This is a genomic window from Wielerella bovis (assembly GCF_022354465.1).
Classification (GTDB): Bacteria; Pseudomonadota; Gammaproteobacteria; order Burkholderiales; family Neisseriaceae; genus Wielerella; species Wielerella bovis.
The window spans coordinates 82545-102628 of record NZ_CP092361.1 but is presented as its reverse complement, the minus strand read 5'-3'; the positions used below and the strand labels follow the sequence as shown (position 1 = coordinate 102628).

The window sequence follows — 20084 nt, the reverse complement described above, 5'->3', positions numbered from 1 at the left end:
CCGCTCTTTCCTGATTTTTGTTTTTTAAATTAAATTTTTAATTCAATATTTTTTATGGAGTTGAATAGCATGGCTATCACTAAAGAAGACATTTTGGAAGCGGTAAGCAACTTGACCGTTATGGAATTGAATGAGTTGGTTAAAGCGTTTGAAGAAAAATTCGGCGTTTCTGCTGCTGCTGTTGCAGTTGCTGCAGGCCCTGCTGCTGGCGGTGCCGCTGCTGCTGAAGCAAAAACTGAATTTGACGTAATCTTGGCATCTGCTGGCGACCAAAAAGTTGGCGTGATTAAAGTGGTTCGTGCCATCACTGGCTTGGGCTTGAAAGAAGCTAAAGACTTGGTAGACGGCGCACCTAAGACTTTGAAAGAAGGCGTATCTCAAGCTGAAGCTGATGACATCAAGAAACAATTGGAAGAAGCTGGCGCGAAAGTGGAAATTAAATAATCCATTTTTGGTTAGACAATTCAGATTAACCGTGGTTTAGTTTGTGGTTAATCATTAGGCTGGTAGGTTATTCTCTACCAGCCTTGTTTGCGCTTTTATATCTCAAAAATGTGTAAATTTACTAAATTTTACTTTTAAAAAAGTTAAGGGAAGTAAAATTTTAGTAAATTTATATTAATAATTTATGGCAGGCAGCCTGAAAAATTTCTTTCTTTAATTTAAAAGATTGATTCTATTTAGAAATGGATAATATTATTTTCAGGCTGTGTCTCATCCATCCTATTATTTTGTCATCGTTACCCGCCTTGGAGTATCTAACAATGAGTTACACCTTTACCGAGAAAAAACGTATCCGTAAAAGTTTTGCGAAACGTGAAACTGTCTTGGAAGTGCCTTACCTGCTGACTACGCAGTTGGAGTCTTACGATAAATTTTTGCAGCAAAATCGTACGATACATGATCGTTTAGATGAAGGTTTGCAGGCTGCATTCAGTTCAATTTTTCCGATTGTGAGCAATAATGGTTATGCTGAATTGCAATTTGATCATTATGTTTTGGGTGAGCCTGAATTTGATATTCCAGAATGTCAGTTGCGTGGTATCACTTATGCTGCGCCTTTGCGGGCTAAAATTAAACTAGCAATCTTCAATAAAGAAGGCTCAAATAAATTAGAAGAGCGTGAAATTAAAGAGATTCGTGCTAATGAAGTTTATATGGGCGAAATTCCGCTCATGACACCAAGCGGCTCGTTTGTGATTAATGGTACAGAGCGCGTGATTGTGTCGCAATTGCACCGTTCACCAGGGGTATTCTTTGAACACGACCGTGGTAAAACGCATGCTTCGGGTAAATTGTTGTTCTCTGCGCGCATCATTCCTTATCGTGGCTCGTGGTTGGATTTTGAATTTGACCCGAAAGATTTGCTGTATTTCCGTATTGACCGCCGTCGTAAAATGCCCGTAACCATCTTGTTGCGTGCTTTGGGTTATAACGATGAGCAAATGCTGGACATGTTCTACGACAAAGAAACTTATTATTTGTCTAAAAATGGCGTAGAAATTGATTTGGTGGCAGAGCGTTTGCGTGGCGAATTGGCGAAATTTGATATTGTGGACAGCAACGGTAAAGTGTTGGTGGAAACAGGCAAACGCATCAATGCCAAAAATGTGCGCGACATTCAGGCAGCTGGTTTAACGCGTTTAACTGTAGAAACCGATGTTTTGGTTGGTAAAGTCTTGGCGCGTGATGTTATCAGTGAAGATGGCGAAGTAATTGCGGCTGCCAACAGTGAAATTACTGAAGAATTGCTGGCGCAGCTGGACATCAATGGCATCAAAGAAATCCAAACTTTGTTTATTAATGAAACCAGCGCGGGCAATTATATTTCAGCCACGCTGCAAACAGATGAGACAGTTGACCAAAACGCCGCACGTGTTGCCATTTACCGCATGATGCGTCCAGGTGAACCGCCAACAGAAGAGGCGGTAGAGGCTTTGTTCAAACGCATGTTCTTCCAAGAAGAAACTTACGATTTGTCTCGCGTGGGTCGCATGAAATTCAATACGCGTACTTATGAGCAAAAATTGCTGCCTGAACAAACAGGGACTTGGTACGAACGTTTGTTGAACGAAATGTCGGAAAAAACCGATAAAACCAGCTTTATTTTGAGCCATGAAGACATCGTGATGACCATCGCCACTTTGGTGGAATTGCGTAACAGTCATGGCGAAGTAGATGACATTGACCACTTGGGTAACCGCCGTGTGCGTTCCGTTGGCGAATTGGTGGAAAATCAATTCCGTAGCGGTTTGGCGCGTGTGGAACGTGCCGTGAAAGAGCGTTTGAACCAAGCGGAAAGCGAAGGTTTGATGCCTACTGATTTGATTAATGCGAAACCTGTTTCTGCGGCGATTAAAGAATTTTTCGGTTCAAGCCAGTTGTCGCAATTTATGGACCAAACCAACCCATTATCGGAAATTACGCACAAACGCCGCGTTTCCGCTTTGGGTCCTGGTGGTTTGACTCGCGAACGCGCAGGCTTTGAGGTGCGCGACGTACACCCAACGCACTACGGTCGCGTTTGCCCGATTGAAACGCCCGAAGGTCCAAACATCGGCTTGATTAACTCCTTGTCCGTTTATGCGCGTACCAATGATTACGGTTTCTTGGAAACGCCTTACCGCAAAGTGGTGGACGGCAAAGTAACTGATGAAATTGACTACTTGTCGGCGATTGAAGAAGGTCGCTATGTGATTGCCCAAGCCAACTCGGAATTGGACGATTCAGGCTGCCTGAAAGATGAATTGGTGGTTTGCCGCGAAAAAGGCGAAACCATTTTGGCAACCCCCGACCGCGTGCAATACATGGACGTGGCAACAGGTCAGGTGGTGTCCGTAGCCGCATCGTTGATTCCATTCTTGGAACACGATGACGCGAACCGCGCTTTGATGGGTGCGAACATGCAACGTCAAGCCGTGCCATGTTTACGCGCCGAAAAACCAATGGTCGGCACGGGCATTGAACGCGCCGTAGCCGTGGACAGCGCGACTGCGATTGTGGCACGCCGTGGCGGCGTGGTGGAATATGTGGACGCCAACCGCATTGTGGTGCGCGTACACGATGAAGAAGCAACCGCAGAACAAGGCGGTGTGGACATTTACAATTTGGTGAAATTCACACGCTCCAACCAATCCACCAACATCAACCAACGCCCAGCCGTGAAAGCAGGCGATGTGTTGCAAAAAGGCGATTTGATTGCGGACGGCGCGTCCACCGATTTGGGCGAATTGGCTTTGGGTCAAAACATGACCATCGCCTTTATGCCATGGAACGGTTACAACTATGAAGACTCCATTTTGATTAGCGAAAAAGTCGCTGCGGACGACCGCTACACGTCTATTCACATTGAAGAATTGAACGTGGTGGCGCGTGATACCAAATTGGGCGCGGAAGACATCACACGCGACATTCCCAACCTGTCTGAAAAAATGCAAAACCGTTTGGACGAAAGCGGTATTGTGTACATCGGTGCAGAAGTGGAAGCGGGCGACGTGTTGGTCGGCAAGGTAACGCCCAAAGGCGAAACGCAACTGACCCCAGAAGAAAAACTGCTCCGTGCGATTTTCGGCGAAAAAGCGTCTGACGTGAAAGACACTTCTTTGCGTATGCCAACGGGCATGAGCGGCACGGTGATTGACGTACAAGTGTTCACACGCGAAGGCATTACCCGCGATAAACGCGCCCAGTCCATTATTGACGCGGAATTGAAACGCTATCGCCAAGATTTGAATGACCAAATCCGCATTTTTGACAACGATGCGTTTGACCGTATTGAGCGCATGATTGTGGGGCAGCCTGCAAACGGCGGTCCAATGAAATTGGCAAAAGGCACGGTGGTTACGGCGGAATATTTGCATGGTTTGCCGTCTCGTCATGATTGGTTTGACGTGCGCATGGCAGACGAAGAAATCGCCAAACAGCTTGAATTGATTAAATTGTCTTTGCAACAAAAACGCGAAGAAGCGGAAGTGTTGTACGAAGTCAAAAAGAAAAAAATAATGACCCAAGGCGACGAGTTGCCCCCTGGTGTACAAAAAATGGTGAAAGTGTTTATCGCCATCAAACGCCGTTTGCAGGCAGGCGACAAAATGGCGGGTCGCCACGGTAACAAAGGCGTGGTATCGCGCATTTTGCCTGTGGAAGACATGCCATACATGGCGGACGGTCGCACTGTGGACATCGTGTTGAACCCATTGGGCGTACCATCGCGCATGAACATCGGTCAGATTTTGGAAGTGCATTTGGGTTGGGCGGCGAAAGGCATCGGTCAGCGCATTGAAAAAATGCTGGCTGAACAGCGCAAAGTGAGCGAAATCCGCGCCTTCTTGGAAAAACTCTACAACGGTAGCGGCAAACAAGAAGATTTGGAGAGCCTGAATGACGATGAAATCATCACGCTGGCTGAAAACCTGAAACGTGGCGCGACATTTGCTTCCCCCGTATTTGACGGCGCGAAAGAGCAAGAAATTTACGATATGCTGAACTTGGCGTACCCAAGCGATGACCCTGAAGTGGAGAAATTGGGCTTCAACGAAAGCAAAACGCAGATTACTTTGTACGATGGACGTTCAGGCGAAGCGTTTGACCGCCGCGTAACGGTGGGCGTGATGCACTATCTGAAACTGCACCACTTGGTTGATGAGAAAATGCACGCCCGTTCAACAGGTCCATACAGCTTGGTAACGCAACAGCCATTGGGCGGTAAAGCGCAATTTGGTGGTCAGCGTTTCGGTGAGATGGAGGTATGGGCGCTGGAAGCATACGGCGCGGCATACACCTTGCAAGAAATGCTGACGGTGAAATCCGATGACGTAACAGGTCGCACCAAAATGTACGAAAACATCGTCAAAGGCGAACACAAAATTGATGCGGGCATGCCCGAATCGTTTAATGTGATTGTGAAAGAAATCCGTTCGCTGGGCTTGGATATTGATTTGGAGCAGAATTAACAATCTGCTTTCAGGCAGCCTGAAAAGGTAGGTCGGGCATTTATGCCCGACACAACGCTGCTTCAAATTTTGTCGTGTACTGAAAGGCAGCTTGAAAACTAAATTTGCGAAAATAAGGAAACAATCATGTTGAAAAAATTGGTAATGAGCGCATTGCTTTCATTGGGATTATTGGCGTGTACTAATACACAAGTTATGACTCCCAGTCAAAATCAGTTATCTCAATCTAATCCCAAAATGATTGGGAATTGGTTGTGTAAAACACAAGATAATGCAGAGATGCTTTTGATGTTAAATAAACAAAATCATCTTCAAGGAAGTTCGCAATTTACAATGGACAATGTGGTTTATAAACAGTATTTCGCTGGTAATTGGAAGATTATTCATCAACAGCTTGATTTAGATATGCGTATGTTGGATAAAGTAGAGCGTATTCCAGCAGCTCAGCGTGATGATTTTGTTATAGAAGGTTTAAAGCAAAATATTGGTAAACAATATCAGCAGCAATATACCATTATGGATATGACAGATAAGCAAATGCGGTTGAAAGATAATACTGATGAAAGTGCTAACATGATTTGTCAGAAGCAGGTATAGGTCGGATACTCATAACCGACATTGTCGCCAATTCAGGCAACCTGAAAATTTCCTAAAATCAAAAATTTCGTTTTCAGGCAGCCTGAAAAAATATCCACCAAAAAAAATTCAAAATCGCCCTTAAAAACAGGAGCAAAAATGAACTTAACCGATTTATTCGCCCCCCTGCAACAAGCAGGTTCAGAAGAATTTGATGCCATTAAAATTGGCATCGCATCGCCCGACACGATTCGCTCGTGGTCGTATGGCGAAGTGAAAAAACCCGAAACGATTAACTACCGCACCTTCAAGCCCGAACGCGATGGCTTGTTCTGCGCGAAAATCTTTGGTCCAGTCAAAGATTACGAGTGCTTGTGCGGCAAATACAAACGCTTGAAATTCAAAGGCGTAACCTGCGAAAAATGCGGCGTGGAAGTTACCCTGACCAAAGTGCGCCGCGAGCGCATGGGTCATATTGAATTGGCTGCGCCCGTTGCCCACATTTGGTTTTTGAAATCGCTGCCGTCTCGCTTGGGCATGGTGTTGGACATGACTTTGCGCGATATTGAGCGCGTGTTGTATTTTGAAGCGTTTGTGGTTACCGACCCTGGTTTGACCAGCTTGCAACGCCGCCAACTGTTGAGCGAAGAAGATTACTACAACAAATTGGACGAATTTGGCGAAGAATTTGACGCACACATGGGCGCAGAAGGCATCCGCGAATTGCTGCGTACTTTGGACATTGAGCGCGAAATTGAATTGTTGCGCGAAGAATTGCAATCCACCAGCAGCGACACCAAAATCAAAAAAATCGCCAAACGCTTGAAAATTTTGGAAGCCTTCCAACGCTCAGGCATGAAATTGGAATGGATGATTATGGACGTGTTGCCCGTGTTGCCGCCCGATTTGCGTCCATTGGTGCCATTGGACGGCGGACGTTTTGCTACGTCTGACTTGAACGATTTGTATCGTCGCGTGATTAACCGCAATAACCGTTTGAAACGCTTGCTGGAATTGCGCGCGCCCGACATCATCGTCCGCAACGAAAAACGCATGTTGCAAGAAGCCGTTGACAGCTTGTTGGACAACGGTCGCCGTGGCAAAGCCATGACTGGCGCAAGCAAACGCCCACTCAAATCATTGTCTGACATGATTAAAGGTAAGAGCGGTCGTTTCCGTCAAAACTTGCTGGGTAAACGTGTGGACTATTCAGGTCGTTCCGTGATTACCGTAGGTCCCTACTTGCGTTTGCACCAATGCGGTTTGCCGAAAAAAATGGCATTGGAATTGTTCAAACCCTTTATTTTCCACAAATTGGAAAAACGCGAACTCGCCACCACCGTTAAGGCTGCCAAAAAATTGGTAGAACAAGAAGTACCTGAAGTTTGGGATATTTTGGAAGAAGTGATTCGCGAACACCCAATTCTGTTGAACCGTGCGCCGACCTTGCACCGTTTGGGTATTCAAGCGTTTGAGCCGATTTTGATTGAAGGCAAAGCGATTCAGTTGCACCCATTGGTGTGTGCGGCGTTTAACGCGGACTTTGACGGCGACCAAATGGCGGTACACGTGCCATTGAGCTTGGAAGCGCAAATGGAAGCGCGTACATTGATGTTGGCTTCCAACAACGTACTCGCGCCAGCCAACGGCGAGCCGATTATCGTGCCATCGCAAGACATCGTATTGGGCTTGTATTACATGACTCGTGCCAAAGAAAAAGCTGAAGGCGAAGGCACTTTGTTTGCTGATGTGAAAGAAGTACATCGTGCGTATCACACCAAACAAGTGAAATTGGGTACTAAAATTACCGTGCGTTTGCGCGAATGGGTAAAAAATGATGCAGGCGAATTTGAACCTGTGATGAATCGTTATGAAACGACTGTGGGTCGTGCTTTGCTGTCTGAAATTTTGCCCAAAGGCTTGCCATTTGAATATGTGAACAAGGCTTTGAAAAAGAAAGAAATTTCCAAGCTGATTAATGCATCGTTCCGCTTGTGCGGTTTGCGTGACACGGTTATTTTTGCCGACCATTTGATGTATACAGGTTTTGCATTGGCGGCGAAAGGTGGCATCTCCATTTGCGTGGATGACATGGAAATTCCAAAAGAAAAACCTGCTTTGCTGGCTGAAGCCCAAGCTGAAGTGAAAGAAATTGAAGACCAATACCGTCAAGGTTTGGTAACCAATGGCGAGCGTTACAACAAAGTCGTAGACATTTGGGGACGTGCTGGCGATAAAATTGCCAAAGCCATGATGGATAATTTGGGACAACAGCCTGTATTAAATGATAAAACAGGTGAAGTGTACAAAGATGAAAATGGCAAAACCTTAATGGAAGAGTCATTCAACTCCATTTACATGATGGCGGATTCGGGTGCGCGTGGTTCGGCAGCGCAAATTAAGCAGTTGTCAGGTATGCGCGGCTTGATGGCAAAACCAGATGGTTCGATTATTGAAACACCGATTACGGCAAACTTCCGCGAAGGCTTGACAGTATTGCAATACTTTATTGCGACACACGGTGCGCGTAAAGGTTTGGCGGATACCGCATTGAAAACTGCAAACTCTGGTTACTTAACGCGCCGTTTGGTGGACGTAACCCAAGATTTGGTGGTAGTGGAAGATGATTGCGGCACTAGCGAAGGCTTCTCTATGAAAGCTGTAGTACAAGGTGGCGACATTATTGAACCATTGCGTGACCGCATTTTGGGTCGTGTAACTGCATCAGATGTGATTGACCCATCAACAGGTAGCACATTGATTGAAGCAGGAACATTACTGGACGAAAAATTGGTTGATTTGATTGACAATTCGGGCGTGGACGAAGTGAAAGTTCGCACACCAATTACTTGTGAAACACGTTATGGTTTGTGTGCGAAATGCTATGGTCGTGACTTAGCACGCGGTAAATTGGTCAATGCGGGCGAAGCAGTCGGCGTGATTGCAGCACAATCTATTGGCGAACCAGGTACACAATTAACGATGCGTACGTTCCACATCGGTGGTGCGGCTTCGCGTGCAGCAGCAGCCAGCCAAGTGGAAGCTAAATCCAACGGTACGGTGCGTTTTGGTGGACAAATGCGTTACATTGCCAACCAAAAAGGCGAATTGATTGTTATCGGTCGTTCATGTGAAATCATGATTTTGGATGCGGCAGGTCGCGAGCGCGAATTGCACAAAATCCCTTATGGCGCAACTTTGAAAGTAACAGATGGCGAAGAGTTGAAAGCAGGTACCACGCTGGCAACTTGGGACCCACATACGCACCCAATGATTACCGAACACGCAGGTCGTGTAGAGTTTGAAAACGTGGAGGAAGGTGTAACTGTTACCCGCCAAACTGACGATGTAACAGGCTTGTCTACTTTGGTAGTGATTGACGGTAAACGTCGTGGCAGCACCAGCAAATTGTTGCGTCCAACCGTAAAACTGTTGGATGAAAACGGTGAACCTGTGATGATTCCTGGTACAGAAACCCCTGTATCTATGGCATTCCAAGTTGGCGCGATTATCCAAGTGCGCGAAGGTCAAGAAATTGGTAAAGGCGACGTGTTGGCACGTATCCCACAAGCCTCAACTAAAACACGCGATATTACGGGTGGTTTGCCACGCGTAGCCGAATTATTTGAAGCGCGTGTGCCAAAAGATGCAGGTATGTTGGCAGAAGTTACAGGCACAGTTTCATTTGGTAAAGAAACCAAAGGTAAACAACGCCTTGTTATCACTGACTTGGACGGTGTGGCATACGAAACCTTGATTTCTAAAGAGAAACAACTGCTGGTACACGATGGTCAAGTAGTCAATCGTGGCGAAACCATTGTGGATGGTGCGGTAGACCCACATGATATCTTGCGTTTGAAAGGCATTGAGGAATTGGCACGCTACATTGTGCAAGAGGTACAAGAAGTGTACCGTTTGCAAGGTGTGAAAATTTCCGACAAGCACATTGAAGTGATTATTCGCCAAATGTTACGCCGTGTAAGCATTGTGGATACAGGCGATACCAACTTCATTACAGGCGAACAGGTTGAACGTGCTGAAGTATTGATTGCTAACGAACAAGCCATTGCAGCAGGCAAAGAACCTGCACGTTTTGAAAATGTATTGTTGGGTATTACCAAAGCTTCTTTGAGTACCGACAGTTTCATTTCAGCTGCATCGTTCCAAGAAACGACACGTGTTTTGACCGAAGCTGCAATTATGGGTCGCAAAGACGACTTGCGTGGTTTGAAAGAAAACGTGATTGTGGGTCGCTTGATTCCAGCAGGTACAGGTTTAAGTTATCACCGTTCGCGTCGTGCAGCTTGGGCAGCGCAACGTGGTGCCGCAGCGATTGCTAGCCACAATGAAGTTACAACCGAAGAAAACGAAAGTAGCGAAGCATAAATTTGGTTTTCAGGCTGCCTGAATATTCAAGCAGTTGTATAGAAATATAGTGGATTCAATTTAAATCAGGACAAGGCGACAGCGACCGCTGTATACACCTAGTATATAAGGAAATTGGCAACGCTGTACTGGTTTAAATTGAATTCACTATATATCTGAAACCAATGATGTGAGCTAAATAAAAACGGACAAACGATGAAATTCGCTTGTCCGTTTTGTATAGTGAATTCAATTTAAATCAGGACAAGGTAGCAGCGACCGCCGTGTACATTTATAGTAAATTCAATTTAAATCAGGACAATGCGACAGCGACCGCCGTGTACAACATAGTACATAAGGGAGCTGGCAACGCTGTATTATTTTTATTTTATAACGGCTATATTTCAGGCAGCCTTATCCAATAAAAAGCAGCCTGAAACTTCATTTCACGATACAATCACACCTATTCATTTATTTTAAAAACTTTACAATGTCCACACAATCCCTAACCATTGCTCTGTGCGCAGGCGAAGCCTCTGGCGATTTACTAGGCGCACATTTAATTGAAGCCATCAAAGCGCAACGCCCCGATGCTAAATTTATCGGCATCGGTGGACCGCGCATGATTGCCGCAGGTTGCGAAAGTTTGTTTGACCAAGAACGCCTTGCTGTACGCGGCTATGTAGAAGTCATCAAACGCTTGCCCGAAATCCTAAAAATCCGCCGCGAATTGGTGGAAAAATTAAAACAAATCCGCCCCAATGTTTTTATCGGCATTGATGCGCCTGATTTCAATTTGGGTGTGGCAGAACAATTAAAAGCGGCACGGATTCCTACGTTGCATTATGTTTCCCCATCGGTGTGGGCGTGGAAACGCGAACGTGTGAACAAAATTGTTAAGCAAGTCAATCAAGTATTGTGTTTGTTTCCGATGGAAGCACCGTTGTACCAAGCGGCTGGTGGACGCGCTTTGTTTATCGGACATCCATTGGCGCAAACTTTGCCGATGATTGCCGACAAAGCCGCTGTACGCGAACGCTTAAAATTAGACACCAGCATTCCCGTATTTGCCATTTTGGCAGGCAGCCGTGTCAACGAAATTGATTATATGGCACCAATTTTTTTCTGCACCGCGCAACTGATTTTGCGTGAATTGCCTAACGCGCAATTTATTTCGCCGTATGCCACCGCTGCATCACGCGAACGTTTGCAGCATTATTTATCACAGCCTGAATTTGAAAAATTGCCCATTCGTCTGCAAGCTGCCAAAGCAGATTTAGCGTGTACGGCGGCAGACGTGGTTTTGGTTACCAGCGGCACGGCAACGCTGGAAGTGGCATTGTGCAAACGACCAATGGTGATTAGCTATAAAATTTCGCCACTCACTTATTTTTTGGTCAAACGCAAAATCCAAGTGGCGCACGTTGGTTTGCCGAATATTTTGTTGGGCAAAGAAGTCGTGCCTGAATTATTGCAACACGATGCCACGCCCGATAAATTGGCAGCGGCAATGTTGGATTGGTATCGGCAGCCTGAAAAAATCGCGCAAGTAGAACAGGAATTTGCGGCATTACACGAAATGTTGAAATTAGATACGGATAAATTAGCTGCGGATGCGGTGTTAGCAGAAGCACGATAAAAATAAATCATAGGCAGCCTGAAAACATTTTTCAGGCTGCATTGTTTCAATTTATATTGTTATTTTGATACGATATGGTTGTTTAAAATAGTACAGCATTGCCAGCTTTTGTCTTATTTCTATTTTAATCCACCATAATCAAATTTGATTGTTTATAAATATACTAGGAGCACACATGTCTGACCCTATCCATAATCATACCCCTCCCCAGAATGCATCGCCTAAAAGTATGCCACCACCGACAACCAACTGGCGTAATGTCATCTTCATTATCATCGCGGCTGCTGTGAGTTTTGGTGCTTATTTCCTATTGCCATACGATACCAACGTCAACAAAGGCTTGGCAATTCTATTATTCATTGGCTTATTGTGGCTGACCGAAGCGGTACATATTACCGTTACCGCGCTATTGATTCCTGTGTTGGCAGTGGTTTTTCAAATCCCTGACATGAATACCAAAACTGCCTTATCCAATTTCGCTGACCCCGTGATTTACGTTTTTTTTGGTGGTTTTGCATTAGCCAGTGCATTGCATGTTCAACAACTTGACCGAAAAATTGCTTTGAAAGTCATCGCTCTATCGCGTGGTAACTTATTTTCCGCTATATTGTTGATTTTTGCCGTAACCGCATTTTTATCTATGTGGATAAGCAATACCGCCACCGCTGCCATGATGTTACCCCTATCCATGGGTTTACTCTCGCATCTTAATCCCGAAAAAGACCGCAATACATTCACATTTGTATTACTTGGCATTGCTTATTGCGCCAGTTTGGGGGGTATCGGTACATTGGTTGGCTCACCACCCAATGCCATTGCTGCCAAAGCATTAGGGGTAGATTTTACGGGCTGGGTGACACTCAGCTTACCTATTGCTTTAGTATTATTACCCGCGATGCTATTGTCCCTATATGTTGTGTTACGCCCGAATTTGCATACCACCGTTTCTCTGGAAACCGAAACGATTCCTTGGACACTCTCGCGCGTATTAACGGTATGCATAGCCGTTGCCACCGCATTAGCATGGATATTTAGCTCATACATTGCCAAAGCCACAGGCATTACCTCTATTGACAGTATTATCGCCTTGATAGCAGCAGCAATGGTTGTGATTTTGGGAACGGTCAGTTGGCGCGATGTTGCACAAAATACCGATTTGGGCGTATTACTCTTATTTGGTGGAGGTATTACATTGAGCGTATTGATGGGCAAATCAGGCGCATCATCTGCTTTGGGGAATGAGGTGGCACAAATATTAAGTGGTGCATCGCCCTTGGTTATTATTGTGGCGGTGGCAACATTTATTATATTGCTGACCAACTTTACCAGTAATACCGCATCCGCCGCACTATTTGTTCCCATGTTTGCCACCATTGCCACACAAATGGGGCTGCCTGAACAAGTTTTAGTGTTGATTATCGGCATTGGTGCATCGTGTGCATTTATGTTGCCAGTTGGCACACCACCTAATGCGCTGGTTTTTGCAACAGGTCAAATCCGTCAAAAAGACATGGTCAATGTTGGTTTTGTATTGAGCGTGTTGAGTATTGCCATCCTATCCGCATGGGCTTGGTTATTTTTAATGTGATTTTAGAACCTGTATTCACAATATTGAGCTTGTTTTATCGCCACTTCATGCGACTACTGTATTGGTTTTTCATGCCAATAGTCCCGATATTGGCATGAAAAACCGCCTTGCATTTGCACGCATGGACAATATAGTAAATTAAAATAAGAAATCTGCTTCGTTGCCCACGCCCTTATGTACGATTTGTACACGGCGGGCGTGGTCGCCTTGCATCTTTCTTATTTTACTTCACTATAAAATCAAGCCATCAATTTTATGAATACAAATTCTTGGTTTCAGGCTGCCTTTTGATTGTTTATCGTATATTAAAATATCAAAATAGGCAGCCTGAAAACTTATTTGGAAACAAAAAATGATAAATACCGTCAAATGTCCCACCTGCCAAACATCTGTATTATGGCAGCCTGAAAACCGCTATCGCCCTTTTTGCAGCGAGCGATGCAAATTAATTGATTTGGGCGAATGGGTGGAAGAAAAACGCGCCATTCCCACGCTGCCCGACACGCCAGAAGAATGGGACGCGCTGCATCATGAATAACTATTTGATTTTACCCAGCCACGCAGGTGTGGACGAAGCAGGACGCGGTTGTTTGGTTGGCAGCGTGTTTGCCGCCGCTGTGATGCTGCCTGAACATTATGCACTGACAGGTTTAACCGATTCCAAAAAATTGAGCGAAAAAAAACGTGATTTGTTGGCAGCGCAAATCAAAGAACAGGCTGTGGCGTGGTGTGTGGCATCTGCCAATCCACAAGAAATCTTGCAATACAATATTTTACACGCAACCATGTTGGCAATGACTCGTGCTGTGCAAGGTTTGGCAATGCAGCCTGAAAAAGTGTGGATTGACGGCAATCGTGTTCCCAAAGATTTGACTATGCCAACCGAAGCGGTGGTCAAAGGCGATGCCAAAATCGCGCTGATTTCTGCGGCATCTATTTTGGCGAAAACGGCGCGTGATGCAGAAATGTACGCGTTGCACGAGCGTTATCCGCAATATGGTTTTGCTCAACACAAAGGTTATGGCACGGCAGCACATTTGGCGGCATTGCAGCAATTTGGCGCATTGCCTGAACATCGGGTGGATTTTGCGCCAGTTAAAATGATGTTGGCGCAGGGGAAATTGTTTGAATAATGTTTGCATAAACAAAAAGGCAGCCTGAAAAATGTTTTCAGGCTGCCTTTTTGGGATTTATTTGCTGATGTGCATTTCAAATATCGCACCTGTGGACATTTTGCATTCGCCTTTGCCCAAAGTTGCCGAGTGCATGGTGTAATCACAGGAAATGTAACGACCGCTTGGTGCGCTGGCGTTGCCTGTGCCGCGCCGTGAATTTAAATCACGAGTCGCATCGCCCGAAAAACTTTCGCCGCCAATCACGGCATTCAAGCGACCATGACCTGCTTGGTCAACGGTAACGGTTCCATGCACGCCGCCAAAACGTTGCGCTTCGGCATTACTGGGATACAAACGTGCATTCAAAGTATGGCTGCTTACGCTGTTTGTAGCGACTGGTGTGCCATTTGCCGAAGCGACAACACGCGCATTGCCAGCAGGAACAACGTAACACGCGCTCAATGCGCTACCAATCAGCAGCGCACCCAATATTTTGATACTGTTTTTCATCATATAACCTTTCATTTATCAGTTGGCAGGATTTTGAATGGTTACCGCTGTACCAGGGGCGGGTTGAACGATGTAACAACCACCTAACGCAGCAGTCAATGCACATACGGCAACAATTTTAAAACATTTGGACAACATAAATAGACTCCTGTTTAGTCATGATAAAAATGTTTCAGGCTGCCTTGTTGCTGCCTTCCACGCATGAATCATAGCATATGCGCCATAAAAACCAAACTTTTGTTTTCAGGCTGCCTTTTTGTTATGATTTTGCTTTATTGTTTTTCAGGCAGCCTGAAACCATGTCCACCAAACCACCATTTGACCTAGAAGTTTTCCTCAAATCCTTGCCCCACTCTTCAGGCGTGTACCGCATGATTGCCGCCGATGACACGGTTTTGTATGTGGGCAAGGCGGTGAATTTGAAACGGCGCGTGTCCAGCTATTTCCAAAAAAACGACCATTCGCCGCGCATTCAGTTGATGTTAAAACAAGTGGCGCGAGTAGAAATCACGCTCACGCGCTCGGAAGCGGAAGCCTTGATTTTGGAAAATAATCTGATTAAATCTTTGTCGCCCAAATACAATATTTTGTTTCGTGATGATAAATCGTATCCCTATTTGATGTTGAGCGGACACGAATTTCCAAAATTGGCGTATTTTCGTGGCACGCCGAAAAAACCGCATCAGTATTTTGGTCCATATCCCAATGGTTACGCGGTGCGCGACAGCATTGAAATTTTGCAAAAGGTTTTTCAATTAAGAACGTGTGAAGACAGCGTATTTGCCCACCGAGACCGCGCGTGTTTGTTACACCAAATCAAACGCTGTTCTGCGCCGTGCGTGGGGGCAATTACGACTGATGATTATGCAGCGCAAGTTCGCCACGCGGCGGCGTTTTTAAATGGGAAAACGGCGGATTTGTTGAAAGATTTGGAAACGCAGATGTTTCAGGCTGCCGATGAATTGGATTTTGAATTGGCGGCGAAATTGCGCGACCAGATTCAGGCTTTGGGCGTGATTCAGTCTAAACAATTTGTGGACAGTAATAATTTGAATCATCAAGGGGATATTGATGTGGTGGCGTTGGCGGTGGGCGGCGGCGATGTGTGTTTGCATTGGGTGAGCATACGCGGTGGGCGGCACGTGGGCGACCGCAGTTTTTTTCCCGACACGCGCCACGACCCGAATCCAAATGGTCAGGATTATGCAGAAGCCTTTGTCGCACAGCATTATTTGGGTAAACAAAAACCCGATGTGTTGATTGCGAATTTCAGGCTGCCTGAAAATTTACAAAATGCTTTGAATCAGGAACATGGGCGGCAAATGGTGTTTTCGGCTGGGGAACGTGGTGAGCGTAAAGTTTGGCTGAATATGGCGGCGAAAAATGCGGCAAATGCTTTGACACAACACCAATTACAAAATGTGAATCAACACGTGCGCGTGGTGGCGTTGGCGGAACTGATGGGGCTGCCTGAAAATGAATTGCGCCGTTTGGAATGTTTTGACATCAGCCACATGCAGGGGGAAGCAACGATGGCGAGCTGTGTGGTGTACGATGATTTTGCCATGCAGCCGCGCCAGTATCGCCGCTATAACATTAAAACGGCAAAAGCAGGCGATGATTATGCTGCCATGCGCGAAGTTTTGACGCGGCGTTACGGTAAATTGGTGGAAACGGCGGCGCGCGGCGAAGCGGTGCGTTTCCCAGACGCGGTATTGATTGACGGCGGCATGGGGCAGGTGAATATGGCGGTGGCGGTGTGGGCAGAATTGGGACTGACGATTCCGATTATTGGCATTGCCAAAGGGGTGGAACGCAAAGCGGGTTTGGAAGAATTGATTTTACCGTTTCAAAATCAGCGTTTCAGGCTGCCTGAAAATTCACCAGCCTTACATTTATTGCAAACGGTGCGCGATGAAAGCCATCGTTTTGCGATTACGGGCATGCGTGCGAAACGGGATAAGGCGCGGATTACGTCTTCATTAAACGATATTGCTGGGGTGGGGGCGAAACGCAAGGCGGCTTTATTGATGAGATTTGGTGGTTTGCGTGGCGTGCAGGCGGCGAGTGTGGAGGATTTGGCGAGCGTAGATGGGATTAGTTTGGCGTTGGCACAGAAGATTTATGATTATTTTCATGGGTGAATGCGTTTTCAGGCTGCCTGAATCCATAAAAAAACCTGTATAATGCGCCACATTGCGGGCGTCGTCTAATGGTAAGACAGTAGCTTCCCAAGCTCCTGACGCGGGTTCGATTCCCGTCGCCCGCTCCAAAAAATAATAAGCAGCCTGAAAAACGCGTGTTTTTCAGGCTGCTTTTCGGTTTTCAGGCTGCCTTAATCTTTATTTAATACAACATATCTTCCAGCAAATACTGCAACCAGTTGATTATTTGAATAAATTTCTGTTTCTAATAAAATTTTTCCTTTACCGCGCCGTTGCCATTCATCGTGTGCAATCAGCCAATCGGTATCTGATACGCTGCGTACCGTCAAAATTAAATTGCCTGTTGCAGGGCGGAGATAACGGGTTTGCCCTTGTTGGATAACAATATTGCCGTTGGCTTCGGGGAAATTGAGATAAGTTAACGCCCAGCCACAAGTGGTGGCTGCCAGCGCGATGCTGCCGCCAAATACGGTGTTTTTGTGATTTTGATTGCCAGCGTGCGGCATGGCAAGCGATACTTTGTCGTGATGGCATTCTTGTACAGTAATGCCCAAAGCGGCGGTGGCTGGAATGTAGGTGTGTAAAAAAGATTGTAATTCGGTTGGAGTCATATGGATTTCTATGGTTTATTAAATAACAAATGGGTTGCGGCTGAAATAGGCAGCCTGAAAAATAGGATTTCGGATGGATTAAAGCGATGTCGTCAGCCAGCGATAAAAATAATGAAACAAGCCCGATGCGAGCCACCACATACCGATGCCGATGAGCGTTTCTAATATTTTCCATGCGCGTGGATTGGCGAAAATGGGACGTAATAAACGTGCGCCGTAGCTTAATCCAAAAAACCAAATAAATGAGGCGGACAATGCACCCAGCAAAAACCATATTTTATCAGAATCGGACAAGGTTGCTGCGATGCCGCCAATCAGCATTAAGGTATCCACATAAACGTGCGGATTGAGCAATGTTACCGCTAGTACACCCAAAATTGTGGTTTTCAGGCTGCCTTGATTGCTGTTTTCTGTTTGTGCAACCAAACTGTGTTGTTCTGTGGATAAAGCGGAACGCAGCGAATTGAAACCGTACCAAAACAGAAATATGCCGCCTGCCAGCGATAATAAGGCGGACAAAAGTGGACTTTTGCTTAATGCGCCACCCACACCCATTACGCCTGCACTAATAAAAACAAAATCACAAACAAAACAAATAGATGCTACCCAAAAAGTGTGTTGGCGTAACAAGCCTTGTTTCAGGACAAAGGCGTTTTGTGCGCCAATTGCCATAATCAGTCCGCCTGATACGGCAAATCCTTTGAGTATTGTGGATAACATGGGGATAACCTTTTGGATAATGTGTTTAAAATGGGTGGATGATACAATAAGGCAGCCTGAAAAATATTTTTCAGGCTGCCTTTTTATCATAAAACAGAATTAACCTGTTAATTGTTTACTAATCAATTTTTTCAACGGCGGTAAATTATTACTGATACGCAAAACCGCGCCACGCAGCAATTTCACAGGTGCGGTGTCGGTGGTAAAGAAAGTAACCATCGCATTGGTACCGTGATACAAGGGACGCGTGTGCAGTTGGTGTTTAACATTGTACATTTCCAGTAAATCTGGATTGCCAATATCTTTGCCTTTTTGGGCAGCCTGAATAATCAGTTTGGACAAAATATCCGTGCTTTCCAAGCCCAAATTGTAACCGTGCGCGGTAACTGGGTGCATACCGACCGCCGCATCGCCAATCAACGCGCAACGTGTACCATAAAATTTTTCCGCGTGTACACCGACCAATGGATAACTGTGTACCGTACCCGCAATTTCCATTTCGCCCAAACGTCCGCCCAACATTTTTTGCGCTTCTTTTGCCAATTCTTCGGGCGATAAATCCAATAATTCATGCGCTTTGGTATTGGTGATGGTAATCACGCAGTTGGTCAAATGCTCTTCCAATGGCAACAGCGCGAGTGTGCGTCCATAAAAGAAACATTCGCTGGCGGTGTGTTGATTGGAAATCGTGTGTTGGGTGCGGAACACGATGACGGTGCGACCAAAATCATGCATATCCGCCGCGATGCCTAATTGACGGCGCGTATTGGAAAAACGACTATCCGCCGCAATCAACAAATTTGCGCTAACGGTGTCGCCATTTTCCAGCGTAACCAAAGCGCGATTTTCGTTGCTTTCCACGCTTTTCACGCCCACGCCGCACAATAATTGCACATTGTCGCACGTTTTCACTTCTTCATACGCGGCGCGGCGAATATTGTGATTGGAAATCAAATTGCCCAAACGGTCGGTTTTGCCACCGCGTGCTTGGGTTGGCTCGGGAAAATGCAGCGTGTAATCCGAAGTACCATTGAATACTTTGGCATCGCGCAAACGATAAATTTCGTTTTCAGGAACGCGTTGCCACATACCCAAATGTTGCATGATTTCGCGTGAACGATGCGTTAAAGCGATTTCACGTCCATCGTAAGCAGGATTTTTCAGGCTGTCTTCGGGCGATTTTTCTACCACAGTTACACGCACACCTGTGTTTTTAAATTGTCGCGCAAATGCCAAACCAGCAGGACCTCCGCCTACTACAACAATATCCGTATCCATATTATTTCCTTTTTTATTTTGTGTACCATTTTTCAGGCATACCCTATGCGTACACGACATAATTAATATGTAAAGATAAAAACGCGCTTATTGTACACCCAAAGCAGCCTGAAAATAATGTAAAACTTACTATTTTTAGCACTTTCAGGCAGCCTGAAAATAAAATTAACTCAATCTTTGATGATGTGTAAAAAGGTTTACGCGAGTTGATAATGTCTTGGCGTACAACAATGCATTAAACTAACTAAAAATTAACTAATTATGATGAGAATTTTCCAAATATGGAGTTATAACTGGCTAAAATTAAAATAGAGTGGCAGCGACTGCCATGTACATCATGGTACACTTTATTTTAAACCACTACTTAAAGAATAGGCAGCCTGAAAATATGGCTAGATCAGATAGTTGTATCTGGTCATTTTCCGATGAGTTCACAAGATTTATCGGATGCAAATATTCAACTGATGGCACCAACCTGTAAATGTGGGTTTGTTAAAAAATACGACATTAAAGTTAAGTAAAATAAATTAAGCTAAATTACCAGATTTTGGACTTTCCAGTTATA

13 protein-coding genes and 1 tRNA gene are annotated in these 20084 nt (G+C 45.4%); 10 read left to right on the top strand and 4 right to left on the bottom strand.

Annotated elements, in window-relative coordinates:
- Positions 1–69 precede the first annotated feature (69 nt).
- The 8 genes from rplL (at position 70) to rnhB (ending at position 14253) form a co-directional block, all read left to right on the top strand.
- Positions 70–444: a 50S ribosomal protein L7/L12 gene (gene rplL, locus MIS45_RS00570; RefSeq protein ID WP_249442739.1), complete on the top strand. Its 375-nt coding sequence runs from the start codon at positions 70–72 to the stop codon at positions 442–444.
- A 320-nt stretch (positions 445–764) separates the two neighbouring features.
- Complete coding sequence (rpoB, locus tag MIS45_RS00565; RefSeq protein ID WP_249450670.1) at positions 765–4952, top strand: DNA-directed RNA polymerase subunit beta; 4188 nt, start codon at positions 765–767, stop codon at positions 4950–4952.
- 126 nt (positions 4953–5078) lie between these two features.
- Positions 5079–5549: a hypothetical protein gene (locus MIS45_RS00560; protein ID WP_249442737.1), complete on the top strand. Its 471-nt coding sequence runs from the start codon at positions 5079–5081 to the stop codon at positions 5547–5549.
- A 138-nt stretch (positions 5550–5687) separates the two neighbouring features.
- Positions 5688–9914, top strand: a complete 4227-nt coding sequence (rpoC, locus tag MIS45_RS00555) for a DNA-directed RNA polymerase subunit beta' (RefSeq protein WP_249450669.1) — start codon at positions 5688–5690, stop codon at positions 9912–9914.
- Positions 9915–10383: 469 nt separating this feature from the next.
- Positions 10384–11532: a lipid-A-disaccharide synthase gene (lpxB, locus tag MIS45_RS00550; RefSeq protein ID WP_249450668.1), complete on the top strand. Its 1149-nt coding sequence runs from the start codon at positions 10384–10386 to the stop codon at positions 11530–11532.
- Between the two features lie 175 nt (positions 11533–11707).
- A complete protein-coding gene (locus MIS45_RS00545) occupies positions 11708–13120 on the top strand; it encodes an SLC13 family permease (RefSeq protein ID WP_430472151.1) in 1413 nt (470 codons plus the stop codon).
- A gap of 352 nt (positions 13121–13472) precedes the next feature.
- Entirely contained in the window at positions 13473–13658 is a 186-nt protein-coding gene (gene yacG, locus MIS45_RS00540; protein ID WP_249450667.1) for a DNA gyrase inhibitor YacG, read from the top strand.
- Entirely contained in the window at positions 13651–14253 is a 603-nt protein-coding gene (gene rnhB, locus MIS45_RS00535) for a ribonuclease HII (protein ID WP_249450666.1), read from the top strand. The genes yacG and rnhB overlap by 8 nt, the downstream gene beginning before the upstream one ends.
- A gap of 57 nt (positions 14254–14310) precedes the next feature.
- Here the strand turns inward: rnhB and MIS45_RS00530 are convergent, their stop codons facing one another.
- The gene (locus tag MIS45_RS00530) at positions 14311–14748 is read right to left on the bottom strand and encodes a hypothetical protein (RefSeq protein WP_249450665.1); all 438 of its coding nucleotides are present in this window, start codon (positions 14746–14748) and stop codon (positions 14311–14313) included.
- A 296-nt stretch (positions 14749–15044) separates the two neighbouring features.
- On the opposite strand from MIS45_RS00530, the gene uvrC reads away from it, so the two are divergent.
- Both uvrC and MIS45_RS00520 read left to right on the top strand, forming a co-directional pair.
- Positions 15045–16889: an excinuclease ABC subunit UvrC gene (uvrC, locus tag MIS45_RS00525; protein ID WP_249451390.1), complete on the top strand. Its 1845-nt coding sequence runs from the start codon at positions 15045–15047 to the stop codon at positions 16887–16889.
- 54 nt (positions 16890–16943) lie between these two features.
- A tRNA-Gly gene (locus MIS45_RS00520) sits at positions 16944–17017 on the top strand.
- Between the two features lie 63 nt (positions 17018–17080).
- Here the strand turns inward: MIS45_RS00520 and MIS45_RS00515 are convergent.
- The 3 genes from MIS45_RS00515 to ubiM form a co-directional block, all read right to left on the bottom strand.
- Complete coding sequence (locus tag MIS45_RS00515; protein WP_249450664.1) at positions 17081–17521, bottom strand: YiiD C-terminal domain-containing protein; 441 nt, start codon at positions 17519–17521, stop codon at positions 17081–17083.
- A 78-nt stretch (positions 17522–17599) separates the two neighbouring features.
- Positions 17600–18241, bottom strand: coding sequence for a LysE/ArgO family amino acid transporter (locus MIS45_RS00510; protein WP_249450663.1), 642 nt, complete (start codon positions 18239–18241; stop codon positions 17600–17602).
- A gap of 99 nt (positions 18242–18340) precedes the next feature.
- Positions 18341–19519 (bottom strand): 5-demethoxyubiquinol-8 5-hydroxylase UbiM, encoded by a 1179-nt coding sequence (ubiM, locus tag MIS45_RS00505; RefSeq protein WP_249450662.1) that lies wholly within the window; start codon positions 19517–19519, stop codon positions 18341–18343.
- Between the last annotated feature and the right edge of the window lie 565 nt (positions 19520–20084).